This window comes from Amycolatopsis orientalis (assembly GCF_000943515.2).
In the GTDB taxonomy this organism is placed as follows: domain Bacteria; phylum Actinomycetota; class Actinomycetes; order Mycobacteriales; family Pseudonocardiaceae; genus Amycolatopsis; species Amycolatopsis orientalis.
In genome coordinates, this window is the sequence record NZ_CP016174.1 from 4,328,600 (window position 1) to 4,352,329 (window position 23,730).

General features: G+C 71.4%; 3 protein-coding genes. All 3 read left to right on the forward strand.

Annotated features, from left to right (window positions below; all coding sequences use genetic code 11):
- Nucleotides 1-8: 8 nt before the first annotated feature.
- The 3 genes from SD37_RS18870 to SD37_RS18880 all read left to right on the forward strand — a co-directional run bounded on the left by SD37_RS18870 (nucleotide 9) and on the right by SD37_RS18880 (nucleotide 23,703).
- On the forward strand, nucleotides 9-22,337 hold the full coding sequence (locus tag SD37_RS18870; RefSeq protein WP_261340688.1) for a non-ribosomal peptide synthase/polyketide synthase: 22,329 nt from the start codon (nucleotides 9-11) through the stop codon (nucleotides 22,335-22,337).
- Nucleotides 22,334-22,543: an MbtH family protein gene (locus tag SD37_RS18875; RefSeq protein ID WP_044853141.1), complete on the forward strand. Its 210-nt coding sequence runs from the start codon at nucleotides 22,334-22,336 to the stop codon at nucleotides 22,541-22,543. The genes SD37_RS18870 and SD37_RS18875 overlap by 4 nt, the downstream gene beginning before the upstream one ends.
- A gap of 125 nt (nucleotides 22,544-22,668) precedes the next feature.
- Nucleotides 22,669-23,703 carry a metallophosphoesterase family protein gene (locus SD37_RS18880; RefSeq protein ID WP_044853142.1) on the forward strand — a complete coding sequence of 345 codons (1,035 nt, stop codon included), beginning with the start codon at nucleotides 22,669-22,671 and terminating at the stop codon, nucleotides 23,701-23,703.
- Nucleotides 23,704-23,730: the final 27 nt, after the last annotated feature.

The window sequence follows — 23,730 nt, forward strand, 5'->3', positions numbered from 1 at the left end:
TTCGAACGGTGGAGGCAACCCCGATGAACCGCGGCTTTCCCCTGACCCCCGCCCAGCAGGGGATCTGGCTGGCTCAGCAGCTCGACCCGGCCGATCCGGTCTACACGATCGGCTGGGTCGCGGAGCTTCGAGGCGACATCGAGGTCGCCCGGCTGGCCGACGCCGTTCGTCGGGCGGTCGCGGAGGCGGAATGCCTGCACGTCACGGTGGAGGTGGAGAACGGCGAGCCGCGCCAGCTTCCCGCCGCGCCCGCCGACGTCGCTGTCCTGGACTTCACCGGTGAGCCGGATCCGGAAGCGGCGGCCGACGCCTGGGCGCGGGCGGAACTGGCCGTGGTGGCGGACCTCGGCCGGGGCCCGCTCACCGCGCACACCTTGCTGATCCTCGCCGAGGACCGGGTCCGCTGGTTTCAGCGCTATCACCATCTGGTGATGGACGCGCACGGCCAGGCCGTGCTGACCCGGCGTGCGGCGGCGCTCTACGCGGGTACCGCCGAGGAGGTCGACTGGCCGCTCGCGGGGCTGATCGAGGCCGACTACGACGGGAAGGCCGATCAGGCGTACTGGCTCGGCGAACTCACGGGCAGGCCGAACCCGGTGCGGCTGCTCGAACGCGCGTCGTCCGGGCCGGTCCGGCTGCGGCGCCACTCCTGGGAGCTGCCCGCGGCGAAGACCGGTGGCCTGCGGAAGTTCGCCCTCGACGCCGGAACGCGGCTCTCCCGGGTCGCGATCGCCGCGGTGGCGGCCTACGCCCACCGCGTGACCGGTGCCGAAGACCTCGTCCTCGGCCTGCCGGTCACCGCGCGCACCACCCGCGCGCTGCGTGAGCAGCCGGGCATGGTGTCCAACGTCCTGCCGCTGCGGCTGACCGTGCGGCCCGAGACGACGCCGTCGGCTCTGGTCGCCCAGGTCGCCGAGAAGGTCTCCGCGCTGCTGGCGCACAGCCGGTACCGCGGCGAGGACCTCGCCAGGGAACTCGGCGCGAGCGGTGGGGTGCACGAACTCGTCGGGCTTAGCGTGAACTTCATGGCCGTGGACGCCGAACTCGCGTTCGGCGACGCGAAGGCCACCGTGCACAACCTCGAACTCGGTCCGATCAGCGACGTCGCCATCGCCGTGTACGACGCCGGCGAGGGCCGGGGCCTGCGCTTCGACTTCGACGCCGACGCGGCCGTGTCCTCGGACGCCGAACTCGCCGAGCACCGCCGCCGGTTCGCCACGGTGCTGGACGGCCTGGTGGAGCGGCCGGAGCTGCCGCTGGCCGCGATCGACCTGCTCTCGGCCGCCGAGCGGGCCGAGGTACTGGAACTCGGGACCGCGACGGCGGAGTCGCCGGAAGTGTCCTGGCCCGAGGCGTTCGACCGGGTGGTGGCACGGAAGCCGGACGCCGAGGCCGTCGTCTGCGAGGGCGTCCGGCTGACCTACGCCGAGGTCGACGCCGCCGCCAACCGGCTCGCCCGCCTGCTGCGGAACCGCGGGGTCGGTGACGAGGACGTCGTCGCCGTCGCGATGCCGCGTTCGGCCGATCTCGTGGTCGCGCTCCTGGCCGTGATGAAGGCCGGGGCGGCCTATCTGCCGCTCGACCTCGATCACCCCGAAGAGCGCATCGCGTACATGCTCTCGCACGCCGGCGCCGGGATCGTGGTGTCCACCAGGGAAGAGGCCGCGCAGCTGCCGTCCAGTGTGGACGCCGAACGGATCCTGCTCGACGACGCCGCGATCGCCGGGGAACTCGCTGCACTCGATCCGTCCACTGTGGACGTCAGCGGGATCGCGCTGAGCCGGGCCGCGTACGTCATCTACACCTCGGGCTCGACAGGGAGGCCGAAGGGCGTCGTCCTGTCCCACGACGGGATCGGCAGCCTGATCAGCACGGCGACCGAACGGATCGGCATCGGCGGGGACAGCCGGGTCGTGCAGTTCGCCTCGACCGGCTTCGACGTGACGGTCTGGGATCTGGTCATGTCGCTGTGCGTCGGCGGGACCCTGATCGTGGTGCCGTCGCACCGCCGGGTCGCGGGCGTGGAGCTGACCGGCTACATCGCCGCCCACGAAGCGACGCACATGATCCTCCCGCCGTCGCTCGTCGCGGCGCTGCCACCGGACTGCGAACTTCCGAAGGGCGCGGTGCTGATCGTCGGCACCGAGACCGTTCCGCCGGAACTGATCGCGCGCTGGGCCGAGGACCTGAAGGTTGTCGCCGCGTACGGGCTGACCGAGGCGACGGTGAACTCGACGTTGTGGGCGGCGGAGCCCGGCTGGTCCGGCCCGATCCCGATCGGCAGGCCGGATCCGAATACCCGCTGCTACGTCCTCGACACGGCACTGCGGCCGGTCCCGGTCGGTGTCGAAGGGGAGCTGTACGTCGGTGGCCGCGGTCTCGCGCGGGGCTACGCCGGACGTCCCGGCCTGTCGGCCGAACGCTTCGTCGCCGATCCTTTCGCCGGGGGCGGCGCGCGGATGTACCGCACCGGTGACCGGGTCCGCTGGCGTGCGGACGGCAACCTCGACTTCCTCGGCCGCACCGACCACCAGGTCAAGATCCGCGGCTTCCGGATCGAACCGGGGGAGATCGAATCCGCGCTCGCCGCCTGCGCCGGGGTCGAGCGGATCGCCGTCGTACCGCGCGAGGTCAAGCCGGGGGACCGGCGGCTGGTGGCGTACGTCGTGCCGGAGGCGGACGGCTCGCCGTCGCTGCTGAAGGATCTGCGCACGCACGCGGAATCGGCGCTGCCGCACTACATGGTGCCGTCGGCCTTCGTGGAACTCGACCGGCTGCCGATCATGCCCAACGGCAAACTGGACCGGACTTCGCTGCCCCTGCCCGATTTCGGCGCCGCCGCCACCGGCCGCGCGCCGCGCACCGAGCGGGAACGGATCCTGTGCGACGTCGTCGCGCGGGTACTCGGACTGCCCTCGGCCGGTGCCGACGACGACTTCTTCTCCCTCGGTGGCGACAGCATCCTGTCCATCCGCCTGGTGCTCGGCGCGGCGGAGCAGGGCCTCGCCATCACCCCGCGCCAGGTCTTCCAGCACCGGACCCCAGAGGCGCTGGCCGCCTGCGCCGGCATCGTGGCCGGGGAGTCCACTGTGGACGAGCGGCCGCTGCTGGCGCTGACCGGCGCCGAACGCGCCACGCTCGCCGAGTACGCCGACGTCCTGCCCGTGACGCCGTTGCAGGAAGGCTTCTTCTTCCACGCGGAGTTCGAAGGCGGGTCGGCCGCCGACATCTACACCGTCCAGGAGGTGCTCGACCTCGAAGGACCGGTCGACGCCGCCGCGCTGCGCCGCTCGGCACAGGCCTTGCTGGACCGGTATCCGTCCCTGCGGTCCGGCTTCCGTCAGCTCGACGGCGGCCAGGTCGTCCAGGTGGTGACCCACCACGCCGAACTGCCCTGGCGCGAGGTGGCGGCCGAAGACGCCGAGGAAGCCTTCGAGGCCGATCGCTCACGCCGGTTCGACTTCGCGCGGCCGCCCCTGCTACGCGCGACCTTCACCCGGCTCGCTGAGGACCGGGCCAAGCTGGCGCTCACGTTCCACCACATCCTCGCGGACGGCTGGTCGGTCGTCGTGCTGCTCCGCGAGTTGCTGGCCGGCTACGCGGGCGCGGACGCGCCGGGGCCGGGGCCGGACCCCCGCGCGGATCACCTGCGACGGCTCGCGTCGCGCGATCACGAGGTGTCGAGGGAAGCCTGGCGGACCGCGTTGTCCGGAGTGGACGAACCCACCCGGCTGATCGAAGCACCGGCCGCGGCCGGGAGACGGCCGTCGCGGGTGCACCTGAACCTCGGCGCGCGGGCGACGGCGGGAGTGGCCGCGATGGCGCGTGCGCACGGGCTCACCCTCGGCACCGTCCTGCACGGCGCCTGGGGTCTCCTGCTCGGCGGGCTCACCGGCCGCGAAGACGTCCTGTTCGGCAGCACGGTCTCCGGCCGGGACACCGGTGCCGCCGGCCTCGAGTCGGCGGTCGGCCTGTACATCAACACGGTGCCGGTGCGGCTGCGCTGGTCCGCCGCCGAACCGGTCGCGTCCGTGCTGCGGCGGCTGCAGGACGAGCAGTCGGCTTTGCTGGATCATCAGCATCTCGGCCTCGGGGAACTCCAGCGGATCGCGGGCGCCGGACAGGAAGAACTGTTCGACACCCTCGTCGTCGTCGAGAACTTCCCGCGTGACGACGAGCGCGTGGACCCGTCCGGAGCCCTTCGCCTCACCGGGGTCGAGGTCGTCGACGCGGTGCATTTCCCGGTCGCGGTGGTCGTGGCACCGGGGGAAGATCTGGAGTTCAGCCTCAAGTTCGACGCCGCCCGGATCGACGCTGTCGCGGCCGGGCAGCTCGCGGAACGCTTCGCCCGGCTGCTGGAGACGCTGACCGCGAACCCGGAGCTGCCGGTCGCGGCCGTCGATCTGCTGTCACCCGCCGAACGCGGCCGTCTGGCCGACCTCAACGCGACCGCGCACCCGGTGCCCGAGCACACCCTGGCCGGGGCTTTCGCCGAGCAGGTCGCCAAGACGCCTTCCGCGACGGCGGTGCTGTTCAAGGACACCGAACTGTCCTATGCGGACCTCGACGCCCGTGCGGAGGCCTTGGCCCGCACCCTGCGGTCGCGCGGGGCGGGCCCCGGCGAGGTCGTGGCCGCCGCCGTGCCTCGGTCGGCCGAGCTGATGGTCGCCCTGCTGGGCGTGCTCAAGGCCGGGGCCGCGTATCTGCCGATCGACCTCGACTACCCGGCCGACCGGGTCGGCTACATGCTGGCCGACTCCGGCGCGCGTCTCATCGTGTCCGAACCCGGGACGGCGTCGCGGATCCCCGACGCCGACGGGCTGACGCGGGTTTCCGTGACCGACGAGCCCGTCACCGGTGATGTCCAGGGCGAACCAGCCAAGGCGGACGACGCCGCCTACCTGATCTACACCTCGGGCTCGACCGGACGGCCGAAGGGGGTGGCGGTCACCCATCGCGCGATCGTCAACCGGCTGGCCTGGATGCAGCACGAGTACCGGCTGACCGCGTCGGACCGGGTCCTGCAGAAGACGCCGTCGAGTTTCGACGTGTCCGTGTGGGAGTTCTTCTGGGCGCTGTGCGAAGGCGCCGCGGTGGTGCTGGCCGAACCGGACGGTCACCGCGATCCGGCTTATCTCGCGCGGGTGATCCGGGACCGGGAGATCACCACCCTGCACTTCGTCCCGTCGATGCTCGCCGCGTTCCTGGGCAGCGAGGACGTCACCGACGACCTCGGCTGGACCCGGAGCCTCCGGCGCGTGTTCTCCAGCGGCGAGGCACTGGCCGGCGAGATCGCCGCCCGCTGGCGCTCGCTCACCGGGGTCCCGCTGCACAACCTCTACGGCCCGACCGAGGCCGCGGTGGACGTGACCTTCTTCGCCACCACCGGATCCGAGGGGACCACTGTCCCCATCGGACGTCCGGTGTGGAACACGCGACTGCACGTGCTCGACGGCTACCTGCGTCCCGTTCCCGACGGCGTGGCGGGCGAGCTGTATCTCGCCGGTGTCCAGCTGGCCCGCGGCTACCACGGGCGGCCGTCCCTGACCGCCGAACGCTTCGTCGCCGACCCGTTCGGTGAACCGGGCCAGCGGCTCTACCGGACCGGGGACCTGGTCCGGCGCCGCGCCGACGGCGAGATCGAGTACCTCGGCCGCACCGATCGGCAGGTGAAGATCCGCGGCAACCGGATCGAACTCGGCGAGATCGAGGCCGTACTCGCCACGCTGCCGGAGGTCACGGCCGCCACGGTGGTCGCCAAAGACGGCACGCTCGTCGGTTACGTGACCGGTGACGCGAACGTGGAGCGGCTGCGTGCCGCGGTGACGGAGGCGTTGCCCGCCCCGATGGTCCCGCAGGCCTTCGTGGTCCTCGACGAGTTCCCCTTGACTCCCAGCGGAAAGCTCGACGTCCGGGCGCTGCCCGCGCCCGAGTCCGGCACGAGGGTGGCCGCGGCGTCCGGGAACGAGCAGGAACGGGCGCTCGCGCGGATCTTCGCGGACGTCCTGGGACTGGACGCCGTCGACGTCCACGGGGACTTCTTCCTGCTGGGTGGCGACAGCATCTCCTCGATCGCCGTGTCGAGCCGCGCCCGCCGGGCGGGTTTCGAACTCAGCCCCAAGGACGTCTTCGCCCTCCGGACCCCCGCCGCGCTCGCGGCCACCGGTACGCGGGCCGAGCCGGGACCGGTGGCCGACGCCGAGGGGGTCGGCGCGCTGCCGCTCCTGCCGGAAGTGCTCCGGCTCCGTGAGCTGGGTTCCGCGGTCCAACCGGAGTCCGTGGTCCTCACCGTGCCGTCCGGGGCCGACGTCGAGACACTCGCCGCGGCCCTGCAACTGGTCCTCGACCACCACGACGGCCTGCGGCTCGCGCTGACGCGGGTCGCGTCGGTCCTGTGGTCGCTCGAAGTCCGTCCACAAGGGACAGTCCAGGCCACGGACCTGCTCCGCCGCGCGACGGGGTCCATCGAGGACGGCTACCGGGAGGTAGTGGGACGGCTCACCGACGGCCTGCTGCAGGCGGTGTGGTTCGACGAGCCCGGGCGCTTGCTCCTGGTCGCGCATCCGGTCCTGCTGGACGCGCGAAGCTGGCCGACGCTCGCCGCGGATCTCGCGCTCGCCTGGCGAACCGTGACCGCAGGCGACGCGTCCGCGTTCACGCCCGTGGAGACGTCGCTGCGGACCATCGCGCGCCGGATCACCACGAACGCGCAGGACCCCGCCCTGCTCGGCGAAATCGACCACTGGGCCGCGACCCTGGCCCCCGGCGCCTTCGAGGTTCCCACGACGGGCGAGGTCACCGAACGCCGGATCACCCTGTCCACGGAGGACAGTCGCGCGCTCGTCGGCCCGCTGCCCGCCGCCGTGCACGGCGACGTGACCGACGTCCTCCTGGCGGCGCTGAAGGCCGCCGTCGACGGTGACCTCCTCGTCGACGTCCACGAGCGGGTCGCCGACGCCCCGCGCACCGTCGGCGCCCTGACGTCGGTGCGTCCGGTGCGCCTCACCGCGACCGGTGCGCCGCCGGCGATGCTCAAGGCCGTCAAGGAAACCGTCCGGGCGACGCCCGGGGGCTACGGCCCGCTGCGGTACCTCAACGCGCAGACCGTGCCGCTGTTCACCGGGCTCGCGCGGCCGCGGATCGCCCTGCGGTACGACGGGCGTGTCCCCGCCGGACCGGGGGAGTGGCAGTTCGGCGGGCACGTGGCGGTCCCGCCGCCGGGCGACCACGTCCTGCGGATCGGCGTCGCCTGTGAGGACACCGAGGACGGGCCGCGGCTGACGGCGACGTTCGCGGGCCCGGCCGGGGCACTCGCCCTCGCCGACCGCTGGGCCGCCGCCCTGGCGGAACTCGCGGCGGCGGACACCGCCGAGCCCGCGGGGCTCACGCCGTCCGATCTGGAACTGGTGTCGCTGACGCAGGAGGAGATCGCGCGCGTCGAGCGGTCCAGCCCGGTGCCGGTCGCCGACATCTGGCCGCTGTCGCCGCTGCAGGAAGGCCTGTTCTTCCACTCCAGCTACAACTCCGACCGCGTGGACATCTACACGATTCAGGAGGCGATCGACTTCGATCACCGCCTCGACGCCGTCCGCCTGCGGGCGGCGGTGGCCGCGCTGCTCCGCCGGATCCCGAGCCTCGGGGCCGGGTTCACCAGCGAGGGACTGCGCGGGCCGGTGCAGTTCGTGGCGGCGGACGTCGAGCCTCCACTGTCCGAAGTGGACCTTTCGAAGCTGCCCGAGGACGAACAACGGACCCGGCTAGAAGACCTGATGGCCGAGGACCGCGCGACGCGGTTCGATCTCGGCTCCCCGCCGCTGTTCCGCATGAAGCTGGTGCGGCTCGGGGGCGGACGCGATCGCGTGGTGCTGAACCGCCATCTGCTGCTCTGGGACGGCTGGTCGGCCTGGCTGGTCATCGAGCAGCTGTTCGCGCTGTACGACCTGGGCGGGGACGACCGGACGCTCCCCACACCGGGGTCCTATGTGGACTTCCTGCGCTGGCTGGACCGGCAGGACATCGAGACGGCGACGAGTGCCTGGCGCGAGGCGCTGTCCGGGCTCGCGGAACCGACCGTCATCGGGCCGGACGGCCAGGACCTGGTCCCGGCCACCCCGGTCAACCTGGACACGGCGCTGCCCGGCGAGCTGAGCCGCGGCCTCCGCGAGCAGGCCCGGCGGCACGGCCTGACCGTCAACTCCGTGCTCAACGCCGCCTGGGGCGTGGTCCTGTCGACCATGACCGGTCGGCACGACGTCGTGTTCGGCGCCGCCGTCGCGGGCAGGCCCGCCGCCGTGCCCGACATCGAGAACACCATCGGCCTGTTCCTCAACACCGTGCCCACCCGGGTGCGGCTCGACGCGGGCGAGTCCGTCCTGGACCTGGTGCGGCGCCTGCAATCCGAGCGCATGGACCTGACACCGTACGAGTTCATGAGTCTCGGCGTCCTGCAACGGGAAGCCGGGCACCGAGTCCTGTTCGACACGCTCTTCGTGCTGCGCAACGCGGACGGGGACGAGCGGCGCGACGGCCTCCGTCATCGCCACGGCATCACCGACCTGCTCAACATCGACGCGACGCATTACCCGCTGACGCTGGTGGTGACCCCGGGTGAGGAGCTCCGGATCACGCTGTCCTACCGGGACGACGTGATCGACGCCGCCCAGGCCGCGTCCGTGCTGGGCCGGTTCACCTCGCTCGTCGAGCAGATCGTCGACGACCCCGCGAAGCCCGTCAGCGCGCTCGCCACAGTGTCCACAGAGGACCTTGCCGCGCTGGAGGCGGGCTGGGCGGAAGCCGAGCACCCGGTGATCGAGGACACGATCGCGGATCTGCTGGCCGTCCAGGCCGAGCGGACACCCGACGCGACCGCACTGGTGTTCGGCGAAGAACAGCTGACCTACGCCGAACTCGACGCGCGGATCAACCGGATGGCCCGCCTGCTGCTGGCGAAGGGCGCCGCCCCGGAACAGGTGATCGCGCTCGGTCTGCCGCGCTCGATCGACATGGTCGTCGCGTTGTTCGCCGTGCTGCGGACCGGCGCGGCGTATCTGCCGCTGGAACTCGACTACCCGGCCGACCGGCTCGCGGTGATGCTGGAGGACGCGGCACCGCTGTGCCTGGTGTCCACCAAGGACGTCTCGGCGACACTGCCCGGCGCGGCGCCGCGTGTCCTCGTCGACGACCACGAAGACAGGGCGTTCGGCGACGGCCCGATCTCCGACGCCGAACGCCCGCTGTTCGCCCGCGGCCGCGCGAACCGCATGGAGCATCCGGCGTACGTCATCTACACCTCGGGCTCGACAGGCAAGCCCAAGGGTGTCGTCACGCCCTATCGCGGCTTGACGAACATGCAGCTCAACCACCAGGGCGCCATCTTCGCGCCCGCCATCGCGTCGGCGGGCGGGCGGCGGCTGCGGATCGCGCACACCGTGTCGTTCGCCTTCGACATGTCGTGGGAAGAGCTGCTGTGGCTCGTCGAAGGACATGAGGTCCACGTCTGCGACGAGGAACTGCGGCGGGACGCGCGGGCGCTCGTGGCGTACTGCGACGAGCACGAGGTCGACGTCGTCAACGTGACCCCGACCTACGCCCACCTGCTGATCGAGGAAGGGCTGCTGGAAGACGGGGACGGACGGCACCGGCCCGCGCTCGTCCTCCTCGGTGGCGAGGCCGTTTCGGAGTCGGTGTGGAACCGGCTGCGCGACACCGACGGGACCTACGGCTACAACCTGTACGGCCCCACCGAGTACACGATCAACACCCTCGGCGGTGGCACGACCGACAGCGACACCCCGACCGTCGGCAAGCCGATCTGGAACACCCGCGCCTACATCGTGGACGCCTGGCTCCGGCCGGTCCCCGACGGGGTCGCGGGCGAGCTCTACATCGCGGGCGAGGGCCTGGCCCGCGGGTACCTCGGCCGCCCCGGCCTGACCGCCGAACGATTCGTCGCCGACCCGTTCTCCGGCGGCGGCGGGCGGATGTACCGCACCGGCGACCTCGTGCGCCGCCGCCCGGACGGGAACCTCGACTTCCTCGGGCGGACCGACGACCAGGTCAAGATCCGCGGCTACCGCGTCGAACTCGGTGAGATCGAGACCGCGCTCAGCCGGTATCCGGAGGTCGCGCAGGCCGCGGTCATCGCGCGGCCCGACCCGTCGGCGCCCGGGCTGCAGCGGCTCATCGGCTACGTCGTCCCGGCCGAACTGAGCGGGGACGCGCGGGCCGAGGCGGAGGCCGACCAGGTCGGCGAATGGCGGCAGATCTACTCCGACGAGTACACCGAGATCCCGACCGCGCTGTTCACCGAGGACTTCGCGGGCTGGGATTCCAGCTACGACGGGGAGCCGATCCCGCTGGAGCACATGCGGGAATGGCGGCGGGCGACCGTCGACCGGATCGCCGAGCTGAAGCCCGAGCGGGTGCTGGAGATCGGCGTCGGCACGGGTCTGCTGATGGGGCAGATCGCGCCGCTCGCGCGGGAGTACTGGGGCACCGACCTCGCCGCGCCGGTGATCGCGAAGCTGAACCGCGAACTGGAACGGGATCCGGCGCTGGCGGCCAAGGTGAACCTGCGCGCCCAGCCGGCGCACGTCTTCGACGGTCTGCCCGCCGGGCGGTTCGACACGATCGTGATCAACTCCGTCATCCAGTACTTCCCGAGCGTCGACTACCTGACCGGCGTGCTCACCCAGGCCCTCGGCCTGCTCGCGCCCGGCGGTGCGCTGTTCGTCGGTGACGTGCGGAACCTGCGCCTCGCCCGCGCCTTCCACACCGCGATCCAGCTCACCCGCGCCGACGCCACCTCCGACGTCGCCCAGGTACGACGGGCGATCGAACGCGGTGCCGCGCTGGAGAAGGAACTGCTGATCGACCCGGACTATTTCACCGCCCTCGCGCGGCGCTTGCCGGGGGTCGCCGCCCAGGTCCGGATCAAACGGGCGAGGCTGCACAACGAGCTGAGCCGGTACCGCTACGACGCCGTCCTGGTGAAGGAGCCGGCCGAGGTCTTCTCGGTCGCCCAGGCGCCGCGGCTGTCGTGGGACGAGGTCGGTTCGCTCGCCGCGCTGGAGGGGTACCTCGCGGAGACCGAAATGCTGCGGGTGAGCCGGATCCCGGACGCCCGTCAGCTGCCCGAGGTCGAGGCGACCCGGGCGCTGGACGCCGGTGCGCCGCTCGTCGACGTCCTCGCCCGTTTCCGTGCCACCGAGGGCGTCGAGCCCGAGGACGTGCACGAACTCGGGGAACGGCTCGGTTACCGGGTGCACACGACCTGGTCCTTGGACGGCGCCTTCGAGGCGGTGTTCGTCCACAAGGGACAGACGGACGCGCTGATCACCGACGTGCACCGGCCGGTCTCGGCCGGGACGAACCTGGCCAAATACGCCACGAGCCCGACCTCGGCCCGCGGTGGCGGCGAACTGGTGCGGCGTCTCCGTGACCGGCTCAAGACGGAACTGCCGGACTACATGGTCCCGGCGGCGTTCGTCACCCTGGGCAGCCTGCCGCTGACCGACAACGGCAAGCTCAACGTGCGGGCGCTGCCGGACGCCGATCCCGCGGTGCGGCTCACCGAGAGCCGCCCGGCCGAGACCGTCGAGGAAGAAACGCTGTGCGCGCTCTTCGCCGAGGTCCTCGGCCTGGACGGCGTCGGCGTCGAGGACAACTTCTTCGACCTCGGCGGTCATTCGCTGCTCGCGACCCGGCTCATCAGCCGGGCCAGGACCGAACTCGGCGCCGAACTGGCCATCCGTGACCTCTTCGAGGCGCCGACGGTCGCCGAACTGGCCGCCCGGGCGGGCGGCGGCGAACCCGCTCGGCCCGCGGTGGTCCGGGCCGAGCGCCCCGAACGGATCCCGCTTTCGTCGGCTCAGCGCAGCCTCTGGCTGGTCGACCGGATGGAACCGAACGCGGTCGCCTACAACTTCCCGCTGACCTTCCGATTGCGCGGCGACCTGGATCTCGCCGCGCTGCGCGCCGCGCTGGGCGACGTCCTCGGCAGGCACGAGGTCCTGCGGACCGTCATCGAGGAGTACGACGGGGAGCCCTGCCAGCGCGTTCTCGACGCGCCGGAGATCCCGTTCGCCGTCGAGGAGTGCGCCGAGGCCACCCTGGACGCCCGCGTCGCCGAGCTTTCGCGGACCCCCTTCGACCTGGCGCGCGAGATCCCGGTCCGGCTGCGCGTACTGCGGCTCGGGGCGCGGGACCAGGTGATCTCGCTGGTCCTGCACCACAGCGCGACCGACGAATGGTCGGACCGCCCGTTCCTGGGCGACCTGACCTCGGCCTATCAGGCCCGGCTCGGCGGCGAGGCTCCAATGTGGACGGACCTGCCCGTGCAGTACGCCGACTTCGCGCTGTGGCAGAAGGACTTCCTCGATCAGCGTGGCGCCGGCCAGGTCGCCTTCTGGGCGGATTCCCTGCGCGGCGCCCCGGACGAGCTGACCTTGCCGCTGGATCGCCCGCGCCCGCTCCGCCCGACCGGCAAAGGTGGGAAGGTGAAGTCCCCGCTGTCTCCCGAGCTGTCGGCCGCCGTGCGTGCCCTGGCGGCGAAAGCGGGGGCGAGCCCGTTCATGGTGCTCCAGGCGGCGGTGGCCGCCCTGCTGCACCGGACCGGCGCCGGGGACGACATCCCGCTGGGCGCCCCGATCGCAGGACGTACTGACGAACGACTAGAGCAGCTCGTCGGGTTCTTCGTGAACACCCTGGTATTGCGGACCGATCTGTCGGGCGAGCCGACGTTCGCCGAGTTGCTCGACCGGGTGCGCGAGGCGGACCTCGCCGCGTTCTCGCACGGCGACCTGCCGTTCGAGCGCGTCGTCGAGGAGCTGAACCCACCTCGCGTGCCGGGCCGCACCCCGCTGTTCCAGGTGATGGTGGGCTACCACCGGCAGGGCGGCGCCCACGACGTGCTCGGCCTGCCCGCCGAGTGGTTCGAGATGGACACCGGGATGGCGAAGTTCGACCTGCACTTCACGATGGTCGACGACGAGCACACCGCCACGCTGATGCTGGAGTACGCCGAAGACCTCGCCGACGCGGCGACGGCAAGCCGGTTGCTCGCCCGGCTCGAGTCCCTGCTGGACCAGGTCACCACCGCGCCGGACCGGCCGGTCGCCACCCTCGACGTCCTCGTCGAGGACGAACTCACGCGTGTCACTGAATGGAACGGCACGGCTCGTGAGGTCCCGGTCACGACCCTGCCGGAGCTGTTCGAGGCTCAGGTGGTGCGGACGCCGGATGCTGTCGCTGTGGTGTTCGAGGGCTCCGAGCTTTCGTATGCCGAGTTGAACGCGCGGGCGAACCGGCTGGCGCGGTGGCTGGTCGAGCAGGGTGTGGGTGCGGAGTCGGTGGTGGCGGTGTCGCTGCCGCGGTCGATCGATCTGGTCGTCGCGCTGTACGCGGTGCACAAGGCGGGTGGCGCGTACCTGCCGGTCGACAGCGACTACCCGGCGGACCGCATCGCCTTCATGCTCGAAGACGCGTCTCCCGCGGTGGTCCTCGACGAGCTGCCCGGCCTGGACGGCTATTCGCCTGAGAACCTAGGCCGCGTCGTCGATCCGAAGTCTCCGGCGTACGTGATCTACACGTCGGGTTCGACCGGCCGCCCCAAGGGTGTGGTGGTGCCGCAGTCCGGGATCGTGAACCGTCTACTGTGGATGCAGGACGAGTACGGTCTGACCGCCGACGACCGGGTGTTGCAGAAGACGCCGTCGAGTTTCGACGTGTCGGTGTGGGAATTCTTCTGGCCGCTCATCACCGGTGCCACGCTGGTGGTCGCGAAACCCGAGGGGCACAAGGACCCGGTCTATCTGGCGGAGCTGATCCGCACGGCCGGGATCACCACCGTCCACTTCGTCCCGTCGATGCTCACGCTGTTCCTGGAAACCGCCGGCTGCGCGGGATTGCGCCGGGTGATCTGCAGCGGCGAGGCCCTGCCGTCCGAGCTGGCCGCCCGCGTGGACGTCCCGCTGTACAACCTCTACGGCCCGACCGAAGCGGCCGTCGACGTGACGGCATGGCGGGCCGGTGCCGAGACGACGCCGTCCGTCCCGATCGGGCGTCCGGTGTGGAACACGCGGACGTACGTGCTGGACGCGCGGCTGAACCCGGTCCCGCCGGGTGTTCCCGGTGAGCTGTACCTCGCCGGGGTGCAGCTCGCCCGCGGCTATCTCGGGCGAGCGGGGCTGACCGCGGAACGGTTCGTGGCGAACCCGTTCGACGCGGGGGAGCGCATGTACCGCACCGGCGACCTCGCGCGCTGGTCCGCCGACGGCGTCCTCGAATTCCTGGGCCGGGTCGACGATCAGGTCAAGATCCGCGGTTTCCGGGTCGAACTCGGCGAGGTCGAGGCGGCACTGACCGCGTCCGGTTCCGTCACGCGTGCCGTGGTCGTCGCCCGGGAAGACCGGCTGGTGGCCTACGTCGTCGGTTCCGTGGACGGGCTCCGCGAGGCTGTGGCGGCGAGGCTGCCGGAGCATATGGTGCCGTCGGCGTTCGTCGTCCTCGACGAGATCCCGCTGACCCCGAACGGCAAACTCGACCGCAAAGCCCTGCCCGCACCCGAGTTCGCGACCATCGAGGGCCGCGAACCGCGGGATGCCAGGGAAGAGGCGCTGTGCGCGCTGTTCGCCGACGTGCTCGGCGTGGAGCGGGTCGGGATCGACGACGACTTCTTCGCGCTCGGCGGGCATTCGCTGCTGGTGATGCGCCTGGTCAGCCGGATCTCGGCCGGCCTGGACGCCACGGTGTCGGTCCGTGACGTCTTCGACGCCCCCACCGTCGCGGCGCTGGCCGCACGGCTCGCGGAACCGATCGCCCGGCCGGTCCTCGGTGCCGGTCGACGTCCGGACGTACTGCCGCTTTCCCCCGCGCAGCAACGGTTGTGGTTCCTGTACCGGCTCGAAGGGGTCACGCCCACCTACAACATCCCGCTCGCCTGGCGCCTGCGGGGTGACCTGGACACGGACGCACTGCGTGCCGCGATCGGCGACGTCGTCGACCGGCACGAAACCCTGCGGACGGTGTTCGCCGAGGAGGAAGGCGTCGCCACGCAGCGCATCCTCACCGACGTGCGGCCTGAGGTCGCGTTCGTCGACGCCGAGGATCTCCCCGCCCGGTTGGTGGCGGAAGCCGGACGCGGATTCGCCCTCGACGAGGAACTCCCGATCCGGGCCACCGTGTTCGCGGTCTCGCCGACGGAACACGTTCTCCTGCTCGTGCTGCACCACGTGGCGACCGACGAGTGGTCACAGGGACCGCTGATGACCGACCTCGCCACGGCCTACGAAGCAAGGCTGGCGGGTGAAGCTCCACAGTGGACAGAGTTGCCCGTCCAGTACGCGGACTACGGTTTGTGGCAACGGGAGATGCTCGACGCGACGGCGTCCGGCCACCTGGAGTTCTGGCAGGAGACGCTGGCCGGGCTGCCGGACGAGCTGGCCTTGCCGTCGGACCGGCCGCGCCCGGCGGAGTCGAGTCACCGAGGCGGCCTGGTCACCTTCCCGATCGACGCCTCACTCAGCGGACGCCTGCGCGAGGTCGCCCGGCGGCACGACGTCAGCATGTTCATGCTGGCGCAGGCCGCGGTCGCGGCCCTGCTGCACCGGTTGGGCGCCGGGGACGACATCCCGCTCGGCGCGCCGAGCTCCGGGCGCACCGACGAACGCCTGGAGCCGCTGGTCGGCTTCTTCGTGAACTCCCTCGTGCTGCGCACCGACCTCTCCGGCGATCCGGCGTTCGGCGATCTGCTCCGCCGGGTGCGGGCGGCGGACCTGGCCGCGTTCGAGCATCAGGACCTGCCGTTCGAGCGCCTGGTCGACGCGGTCAACCCGGAACGTTCGCTGGCCCGGCACCCGTTGTTCCAGGTGATGGTGGTCTACCTGCCCGAATCGGGTGACGGCCTGGCGCTGTCCGGTCTCCGTGCGGAGCAGGAGCACCTCGCCCAGGGGACCGCCAAGTTCGATCTCGAATTCGGCTTCCTGGAGAACGCCGACGGGATCTCGGGCGCGATCGAGTACAGCGCCGACCTGTTCGACCACACCACGGCCGAGGCGATCGGGCGGCGGCTGGTCGCGGTCCTGGACCAGATCGCCGCCGATCCCGCGATCCCCGTCGGCGCGCTCGACGTCGTCGACGAGGACGAGCGCGGTCAGCTCGCGCGCTGGAACGACACCGCGCACGACGTTCCGGCGGCGACGCTGCCGGAGTTGTTCGAGGCTCAGGTGGTGCGGACGCCGGATGCGGTCGCTGTGGTGTTCGAGGGCTCGGAGCTTTCGTATGCCGAGTTGAACGCGCGGGCGAATCGACTGGCGCGGTGGCTGGTCGAGCAGGGTGTGGGTGCGGAGTCGGTGGTGGCGGTGTCGCTGCCGCGGTCGATCGATCTGGTCGTCGCGCTGTACGCGGTCCACAAGGCGGGCGGCGCGTACCTGCCACTCGACACGGACTATCCGGCCGACAGACTGGCCTACATGCTCGAAGACGCGGCTCCGGCTGTCGTCCTCGACGAGCTGCCCGGACTTGACGGCCACCCCGACGGGAATCTCGGCCGCGTCGTCGATCCGAAGTCTCCGGCGTACGTGATCTACACGTCGGGTTCGACCGGTCGGCCCAAGGGGGTCGTGGTGCCCCACGAGGGCATCGTGAACCGTCTACTGTGGATGCAGGACGAGTACGGTCTGACGGCGGACGACCGGGTCCTCCAGAAGACGCCGTCGAGTTTCGACGTGTCGGTGTGGGAATTCTTCTGGCCGCTGCTCACCGGCGCGACCCTGGTGGTCGCCAAACCGGACGGCCACCGGGATCCCCGCTACCTCGAGTCGGTGATCCGTGACCAGAGGATCACGACGCTGCACTTCGTCCCCTCGATGCTGGAGGCGTTCCTGGCCGAAGAGCCAGGCTGGCACGGCGTCCGCCGGGTCCTGTGCAGTGGTGAGGCGCTCCCGCCGGAACTGGCCGCACGCGTGGAGGTCCCGCTGCACAACCTCTACGGGCCGACCGAGGCTTCGGTGGACGTGACGTCCTGGGAGGTCGTCGACGGCACCGTCCCCATCGGACGTCCAGTGTGGAACACCCGCGCTTACGTCCTGGATGCCCGGCTCCAGCCGGTTCCTCCCGGTGTCGCCGGTGAGCTGTACCTGGCGGGCGCGCAGCTCGCGCGCGGCTATCTCGGGCGGGCCGGGCTGACCTCCGAACGGTTCGTGGCGAACCCGTTCGACGCGGGGGAGCGCATGTACCGCACCGGTGACCTCGCGCGGTGGCGGGCCGACGGCGCGCTCGAGTACCTCGGCCGCATCGACGACCAGGTCAAGCTGCGCGGATTCCGGATCGAGCTGGGCGAGATCGAGTCCGTGCTCTCCCAGCGGGTCCCGGCACGGGTCGTCCTGCGGGAAGGAAGGCTCGTCGCCTACCTGGCCGGATCCGCCGATGTCGAAGACCTCCGGCGTCTCGCGGAGTCCGCTCTGCCGGAGTACATGGTGCCGTCGGCGTTCGTCGTCCTCGACGAGTTCCCGCTGACCCCCAATGGGAAGCTCGACCGCAGGGCACTGCCCGCCCCGGACTTCGCCGAGGCGGTGTCCGACGACGCTCCGCGCACGCCGCGGGAGGAGCTGCTCGCGTCGCTCGTCGCCGGTGTCCTCGGACTGGAGCGGGTCGGCGTCCACGACGACTTCTTCCGCCTCGGCGGCGACAGCATCGTCGCGATGCAACTGGTCGGCCGGGTGCGGAGCGCCGGGCTCCTGCTCAGCCCCCGCGACGTCTTCCGGCAGCGCACCGTCGCGGCCTTGGCCGAGGTCAGCGCGGTACGGCTGGACGCGCCCTCGGCGTCGAGCGGGAAGCCGTTGGTGGAACTCGACGACGGCGAACGCGCCGAAATCCTCGAAGCCGCCCCGGACACGGCCGAGGTGTGGCCGCTGACGCCGCTGCAGGCCGGGTTGCTCTTCCACGCGACCATGGACGGTGACGGGCCGGACGTCTACACCGTCCAGGTGTCGTTCGACCTCCACGGACTGCTCGACCCGGACCGCCTGCGTGACGCCGCTCAGGCACTCGTCGACCGGCACGCCGTGCTGCGCACCGGTTACCGCTATCTGGCGTCCGGCCGTCCGGTCGCGTTGGTGGCGCGCTCGGTCACGGTGCCCTGGCGCTTCGTGGAAACCGCGGACGCCGTCGAGGCCGAGCTGGCCCACGACCGGCGCCGCTTCGATCCGGCGGCCGCGCCGGTGCTGCGCTTCCTGCTGCTGGCCCTGCCGGAAGGGCGGCACCGGCTGGTGTTCACCCACCAGCACGTGCTGCTCGACGGCTGGTCGGTGCCGCAACTGTTCGCGGAGCTGTCCCAGCTCTACGCGGGCGCGGATCCGGCGCCCGCCAGGCAGTACCGTGACCACCTCGCGTGGCTCGGGGACCAGGATCGTGAGGCGGCGGAGTCCGCCTGGCGGCAGGCGCTCGACGGGCTGACCGAGCCGACCCACCTCGTCCCGCACGACCCGCAGCGCGTCCCGGCCTTGCCGGAACGCCGGACCCTGGAGTTGCCGGAGCGGGCGACCGCCGCGCTGGCCGAACTGGCCCGCGCACGGGGGCTGACGCTGAACACCCTCGTCCAGACCGCGTGGGGCATCGTGCTCGGCAGGCTGACCGGCCGGGCGGACGTCGTGTTCGGCGCGACCGTCGCCGGGCGGCCGCCCGAACTGGCCGGGGTCGAGCGGATGATCGGCTTGTTCATCAACACCCTCCCGGTGCGGATCGTGCTGGACCCGGCCGAAAAGCTGGGAGCGTTGCTCGACCGGGTCCAGGACGAGCAGTCCGGCCTGATCGCGCACCAGCACCTCGGTCTCGCGGACATCCAGCGCGGCGCCGGGCTCGGCGAGCTGTTCGACACGCTGATGGTGTTCGAAAGCTATCCGGGTGCGGAGAAGGACGAGACCGGAGCCGGGTTGCGCGGGGAGATCGTGCGCCACGAGGACTCCACGCACTATCCGCTCACCTGGGCGGTGGAACCCGGCACGCGGCTGAAGCTCACCGCCGAATACCGCGCCGATCTGTTCGACGACGGCCTGGCGGAACGACTCCCGGTCGCGATGGAACGGGTGCTGACCGCCATGGTGTCCGATGTGGACAGCCGGGTCGGCCGGGTCGACATCCTGGGCGAGGCCGAACTCGACCGGATCCTGCGCGAGGGGAACGGAACGCGGCTCACCGTCGAACCGTCCACCGTGGCCGGTCTGTTCGAGGCACAGGTCCGGCGTTCGCCCGGTGCGGTGGCGGTGGTGTCCGGCGACGTCAGCTGGACCTTCGCGGAGCTGAACGAGCGCGCCAACCGGCTCGGCCGGGCGCTGGTCGCCCACGGGGTCGGGCCGGAGGACTTCGTCGCGCTGGCACTGCCGCGGTCGGCGGACGTGCTGCTGGCGATCCTCGCCGTCCACAAGGCGGGCGCGGCGTACCTGCCGCTCGACCCGGACTATCCGGCCGACCGGCTGGCGGCGATGCTGGCCGACGCGCGGCCCAAGGTGATCCTGACCGAACCCGAGCTGCTGGAGTCGTTGCCGCGGACCGGCATCGAGACGCTCGCGCTGTGCGCGCTCGTCACCGAGGACCGGCAGGCGCACGACCTGACCGATCGGGACCGGATCCGGCCGCTCGACCCGGAACATCCGGCGTACGTGATCTACACGTCGGGTTCGACGGGAACGCCCAAGGGGGTCGTCGTCCCGCATCGCGGGGTGGTGAACCTGTTCCACAGTCACCGCGCCACCCTCCACCGGCCCGCGGTCGAAGCCACCGGCAAACCGCAGCTGCGGGTGGGGCACGCGTGGTCGTTCTCCTTCGACGCGTCCTGGCAGCCGCAACTGTGGCTGCTCGACGGGCACGCCGTGCACATCGTGGACGAGGAGACCCGGCGCGACCCCGAGCTGCTGGCCGCGATGATCGAGCGGGACGGCTTCGACTTCATCGAGGTCACGCCGTCGTTCTTCGCGCAGATGGCGGACGCCGGCCTGCTCGACGGTGACCGGTGCCCGCTGGCCGTGATCGGTGTCGGTGGCGAGGCGGTCCCGGAGAGCCTGTGGCGTCGTCTGGCCACTTTGGACGGGACCGAGGCGTTCAACCTGTACGGACCGACGGAGTCCACAGTGGACGCGCTGGTCGCGAGGATCGGCGACAGCGGGAAGCCGCTGGTCGGCCGTCCGGTCGCGAACACCCGCGCCTACGTGCTGGACGCGGCACTGCGGCCGGTGCCGCCAGGCGTCACCGGTGAGCTGTACATCGCCGGTGCCGGGCTCGCCCGCGGTTACCTCGGGCGAGCGGCGCTGACCTCGGAACGCTTCGTGGCCGATCCGTTCGGTCCGGCGGGCGCGCGGATGTACCGCACGGGCGACCTCGCCCGGTGGACCGCGGACGGACGGCTGGACTTCGGCGGGCGCGCCGACGATCAGGCGAAGATCCGCGGGTTCCGGATCGAACCCGGCGAGATCGAAGCCGTGTTGGAGCGGCACGAACAGGTCGCTCAGGCCGTCGTCCTGGTGCGTGAGGACCGCCCGCGGGTCAAGCAGCTGGTGGCCTACGTGGTGTCCACTGTGGACCGAGCGGACCTGCGGAGGTTCGCGGCCGAGGCACTGCCGGACTACATGGTCCCGGCGGCGTTCGTCACGCTCGACGCGCTTCCGGTGCTGTCCAACGGGAAACTGGACCGCAAGGCCCTGCCCGCGCCGGACTACGCGGAGCTGGCCGGTGGCCGGGCGCCGGAGACGGTGCGGGAGAAGACCTTGTGCGCGCTGTTCGCGGAGGTGCTCGACGTACCGGAACTCGGTGCCGACGACGACTTCTTCGCCCTCGGCGGGGACAGCATCGTCGCCATGCGGCTGGTCAGCCGGGCGCGGGCGGCCGGGCTGAGGATCACGCCGCACGACGTGTTCGCGGGCCGGACGGTCGCGGCGCTGGCCGAGGTCGCCGAGAGCCTGGAGGACGACGGCACGGTCGCGCTCACGCCGATCATGCACGCGCTCCGGGAGCTGGGCGGGCCGATCGCCGGATACCACCAGGCCGCGCTTCTGCGGACGCCGTCCGGGATGACCGGCGCCCAGCTGGAGGCCGTGCTCGGCGCCATCGTCGCGCGGCACGACATGCTGCGCGCACGGCTCGACCGGTCGGTGGACGGCTGGGTGCTCCGGGTGGCCGACTCCGTCGAGGTTCAGGTCGACCGGGTCGACGCCGGGGACGGCGACCTGTTCGCGCTGATCGAGCGGCAAGCGGAGCCGGCCCGGGCCCGGCTGGACCCGGACGCCGGGGTGATGCTGAGCGCGACGTGGTTCGACGCCGGGTCCTCGGGACCCGGCAGGCTGCTGCTGATGATCCATCACCTGGCCGTCGACGGCGTCTCGTGGCGGATCCTGTTGCCGGACCTCGCTTCCGCCTGGGAAGCCGTCGCTCTCGGCCGGGTGCCCGCGTTGTCCTCTGTGGACACCTCCTTCCGGCGGTGGTCGCAGGCGCTGTCCACGCGGAAGCGGGACGGCGAGCTGGAGCTGTGGAAGTCGGTGCTGGCCGGTGCGGACCCGATCCCGCTGGACCGGTCGCTCGACCCGGCGCGGGACGTGCAGGGAACCGTGAAGAAGGTGGCGCTGACCTTGCCCGCCGAGCGGACCGCGCCCCTGCTCTCCCGGGTACCGTCGGCGCTGCGGGCGACGGTCAACGACGTCCTGCTCACCGGTCTCGCGCTCGCTGTCGCCCGGTGGCGCCGGGACGAGGGCCGGGCGGTGCTGGTCGACGTCGAAGGGCACGGCCGTGAGGAGCACCTGGCAGGCGGGGCCGATCTTTCGCGGACGGTCGGCTGGTTCACCAGCGTCGTCCCGGTATGCCTCGACCTGGGCGAGCTGGACCTCGACGACGCGTTCGCGGGCGGGCCCGCCGCGGGCGTCGCGCTGGAACGGGTCCGGGCGCATCTCGACGGGCTCCCGGACGCGGGGATCGGGCACGGTGTGCTCCGGTACCTCGACCCGCGGACCGGTCCCGAGCTGGCGAAGTTCGCGAAGCCGCAGATCGAGTTCAACTACCTGGGCCGGATCGGTGTCCCGGAGGCGACCGACTGGTCGTACGCGGCGGAGGCCGAGGCGGCGGAACTCGGGGCGGACGATCACATGCCGGTCTCGCACGCGCTCACGATCAACGCCCTGACCGAGGACCGCCCCGGCGGCCCCGAACTGGGCGCGCACTGGTCCTGGCCGGCGGCCGTGCTGACCGAAGGGTCGGTGCGGGGGCTGGCGGAGGACTGGTTCGCCGCGCTGGACGCCCTCACGCGGCGGGCGGACTCGCTGGATTCATCGGATACACAGAAGGAGAACAAGGCATGACGAACCCGTTCGAGAACCCCGACGGCACTTACCTGGTGCTCGTCAACGACGAAGGGCAGCACAGCCTGTGGCCCGAGTTCGTCGAGGTCCCGGCGGGCTGGACCACGAAGTTCGGCCCGGCTTCGCGGCTGGAGTGCCTCGAATACGTCGAGACCAACTGGACCGACCTGCGGCCCGCCTCGCTCATCAAGGCCATGGAGTCCTGACCCCGCTTGAGGCCTCGTGAGTGGTGATGACGGTTAGAACCGTCATCACCACTCACGAGACCCGAGAGCCGAGTGTTGGCCCCTGATTTCCTTTGCCGAAATAAAACGTGAGTACGGTTCGCTTTATGGATCGAAGAGCGTTCATGGTGGCCGCCGGTGGCGCGGCGGCGGGGGCGGCGATGCTGCCGGGACAAGCGGAAGCACGACCGGGGCCACCGGCGAAATGGCCACACTGGCCCGTCGTCCGCTTCAACATCCTCAGTGACATCCAGGGTGACCTGGCCGACTTCGGCAAGGCGCTCGACGATCTGCAGGCGATCAACCCGGACAGCGCGGGACTGGGTATCGCGGGTGACCTCACCCCGCGTGGCTACGACTTCGAGTACGCCCAGCTGCGGTCCACTTTGGACAAGCACCCGCATCCGCGCGAGATCGCGTGGGCCATCGGCAACCACGAGTTCTACGTCCCGAAATGGCGGGATCCCGACACGCTCGCGCAGGAGACCTGGCCGAACGGGACCACCGAGGATTCCCTGTTCCGCAGCTTCTACCGGTTCGCGGGCCGGAACACCGTCTACTCCGAGACGTCGTTCGGCGGGGTTCCGGTGCTGTGCCTCGGAACCGAGCGGTACGCGAAGTACCACGACCCCAAGCTGTGGGACGAGGTCTGGATGAGCGACAGCCAGTTCACCTGGCTCGAACAACGCCTCCGGTACTGGTCGAACCGGCGCAGCCCGGTGATGGTGCTGACCCATCATCCGCTCCCCAACACGGTTTCCGGTACGCACAACAAGCTCTACCGCTCCGACTATCTCCAGTCCGACAGGCTGCTCTCGATCCTCGGGCGCCATCCGGACGTGTTCCTCTTCTCCGGGCACACGCACTGGGATCTCAGCTTGTCGGACTGGGTGGTCCGCCGGGTGGTCCCGGGCACCGGCAACCTCGAAGGGTTCACCGTGGTCAACACCGCGGCCGTCCAGGTCGGCTGGACGGACGACGGCAAGGGCGGGGAGGTGTCGCTCGGCGGCGCGTTCAACCAGGGGCTGCAGATCGAGGTCTCACCCGGCTCGGTGGTCATCAAGGCCCGTGACTTCACCACGAAGACCTGGCTGAAGCAGATCACCGTCCCGCTGCACAACTCCGGGGGATTCCCGCACTGACCGTCATGGCGCACGAAACGGGGCCGC

Coding starts and splice junctions, on each gene's coding strand:
- SD37_RS18875 (WP_044853141.1), top strand. CDS start 22,334: ATGACGAACCCGTTCGAGAACCCCGACGGCACTTACCTGGTGCTCGTC.
- SD37_RS18880 (WP_044853142.1), top strand. CDS start 22,669: ATGGATCGAAGAGCGTTCATGGTGGCCGCCGGTGGCGCGGCGGCGGGG.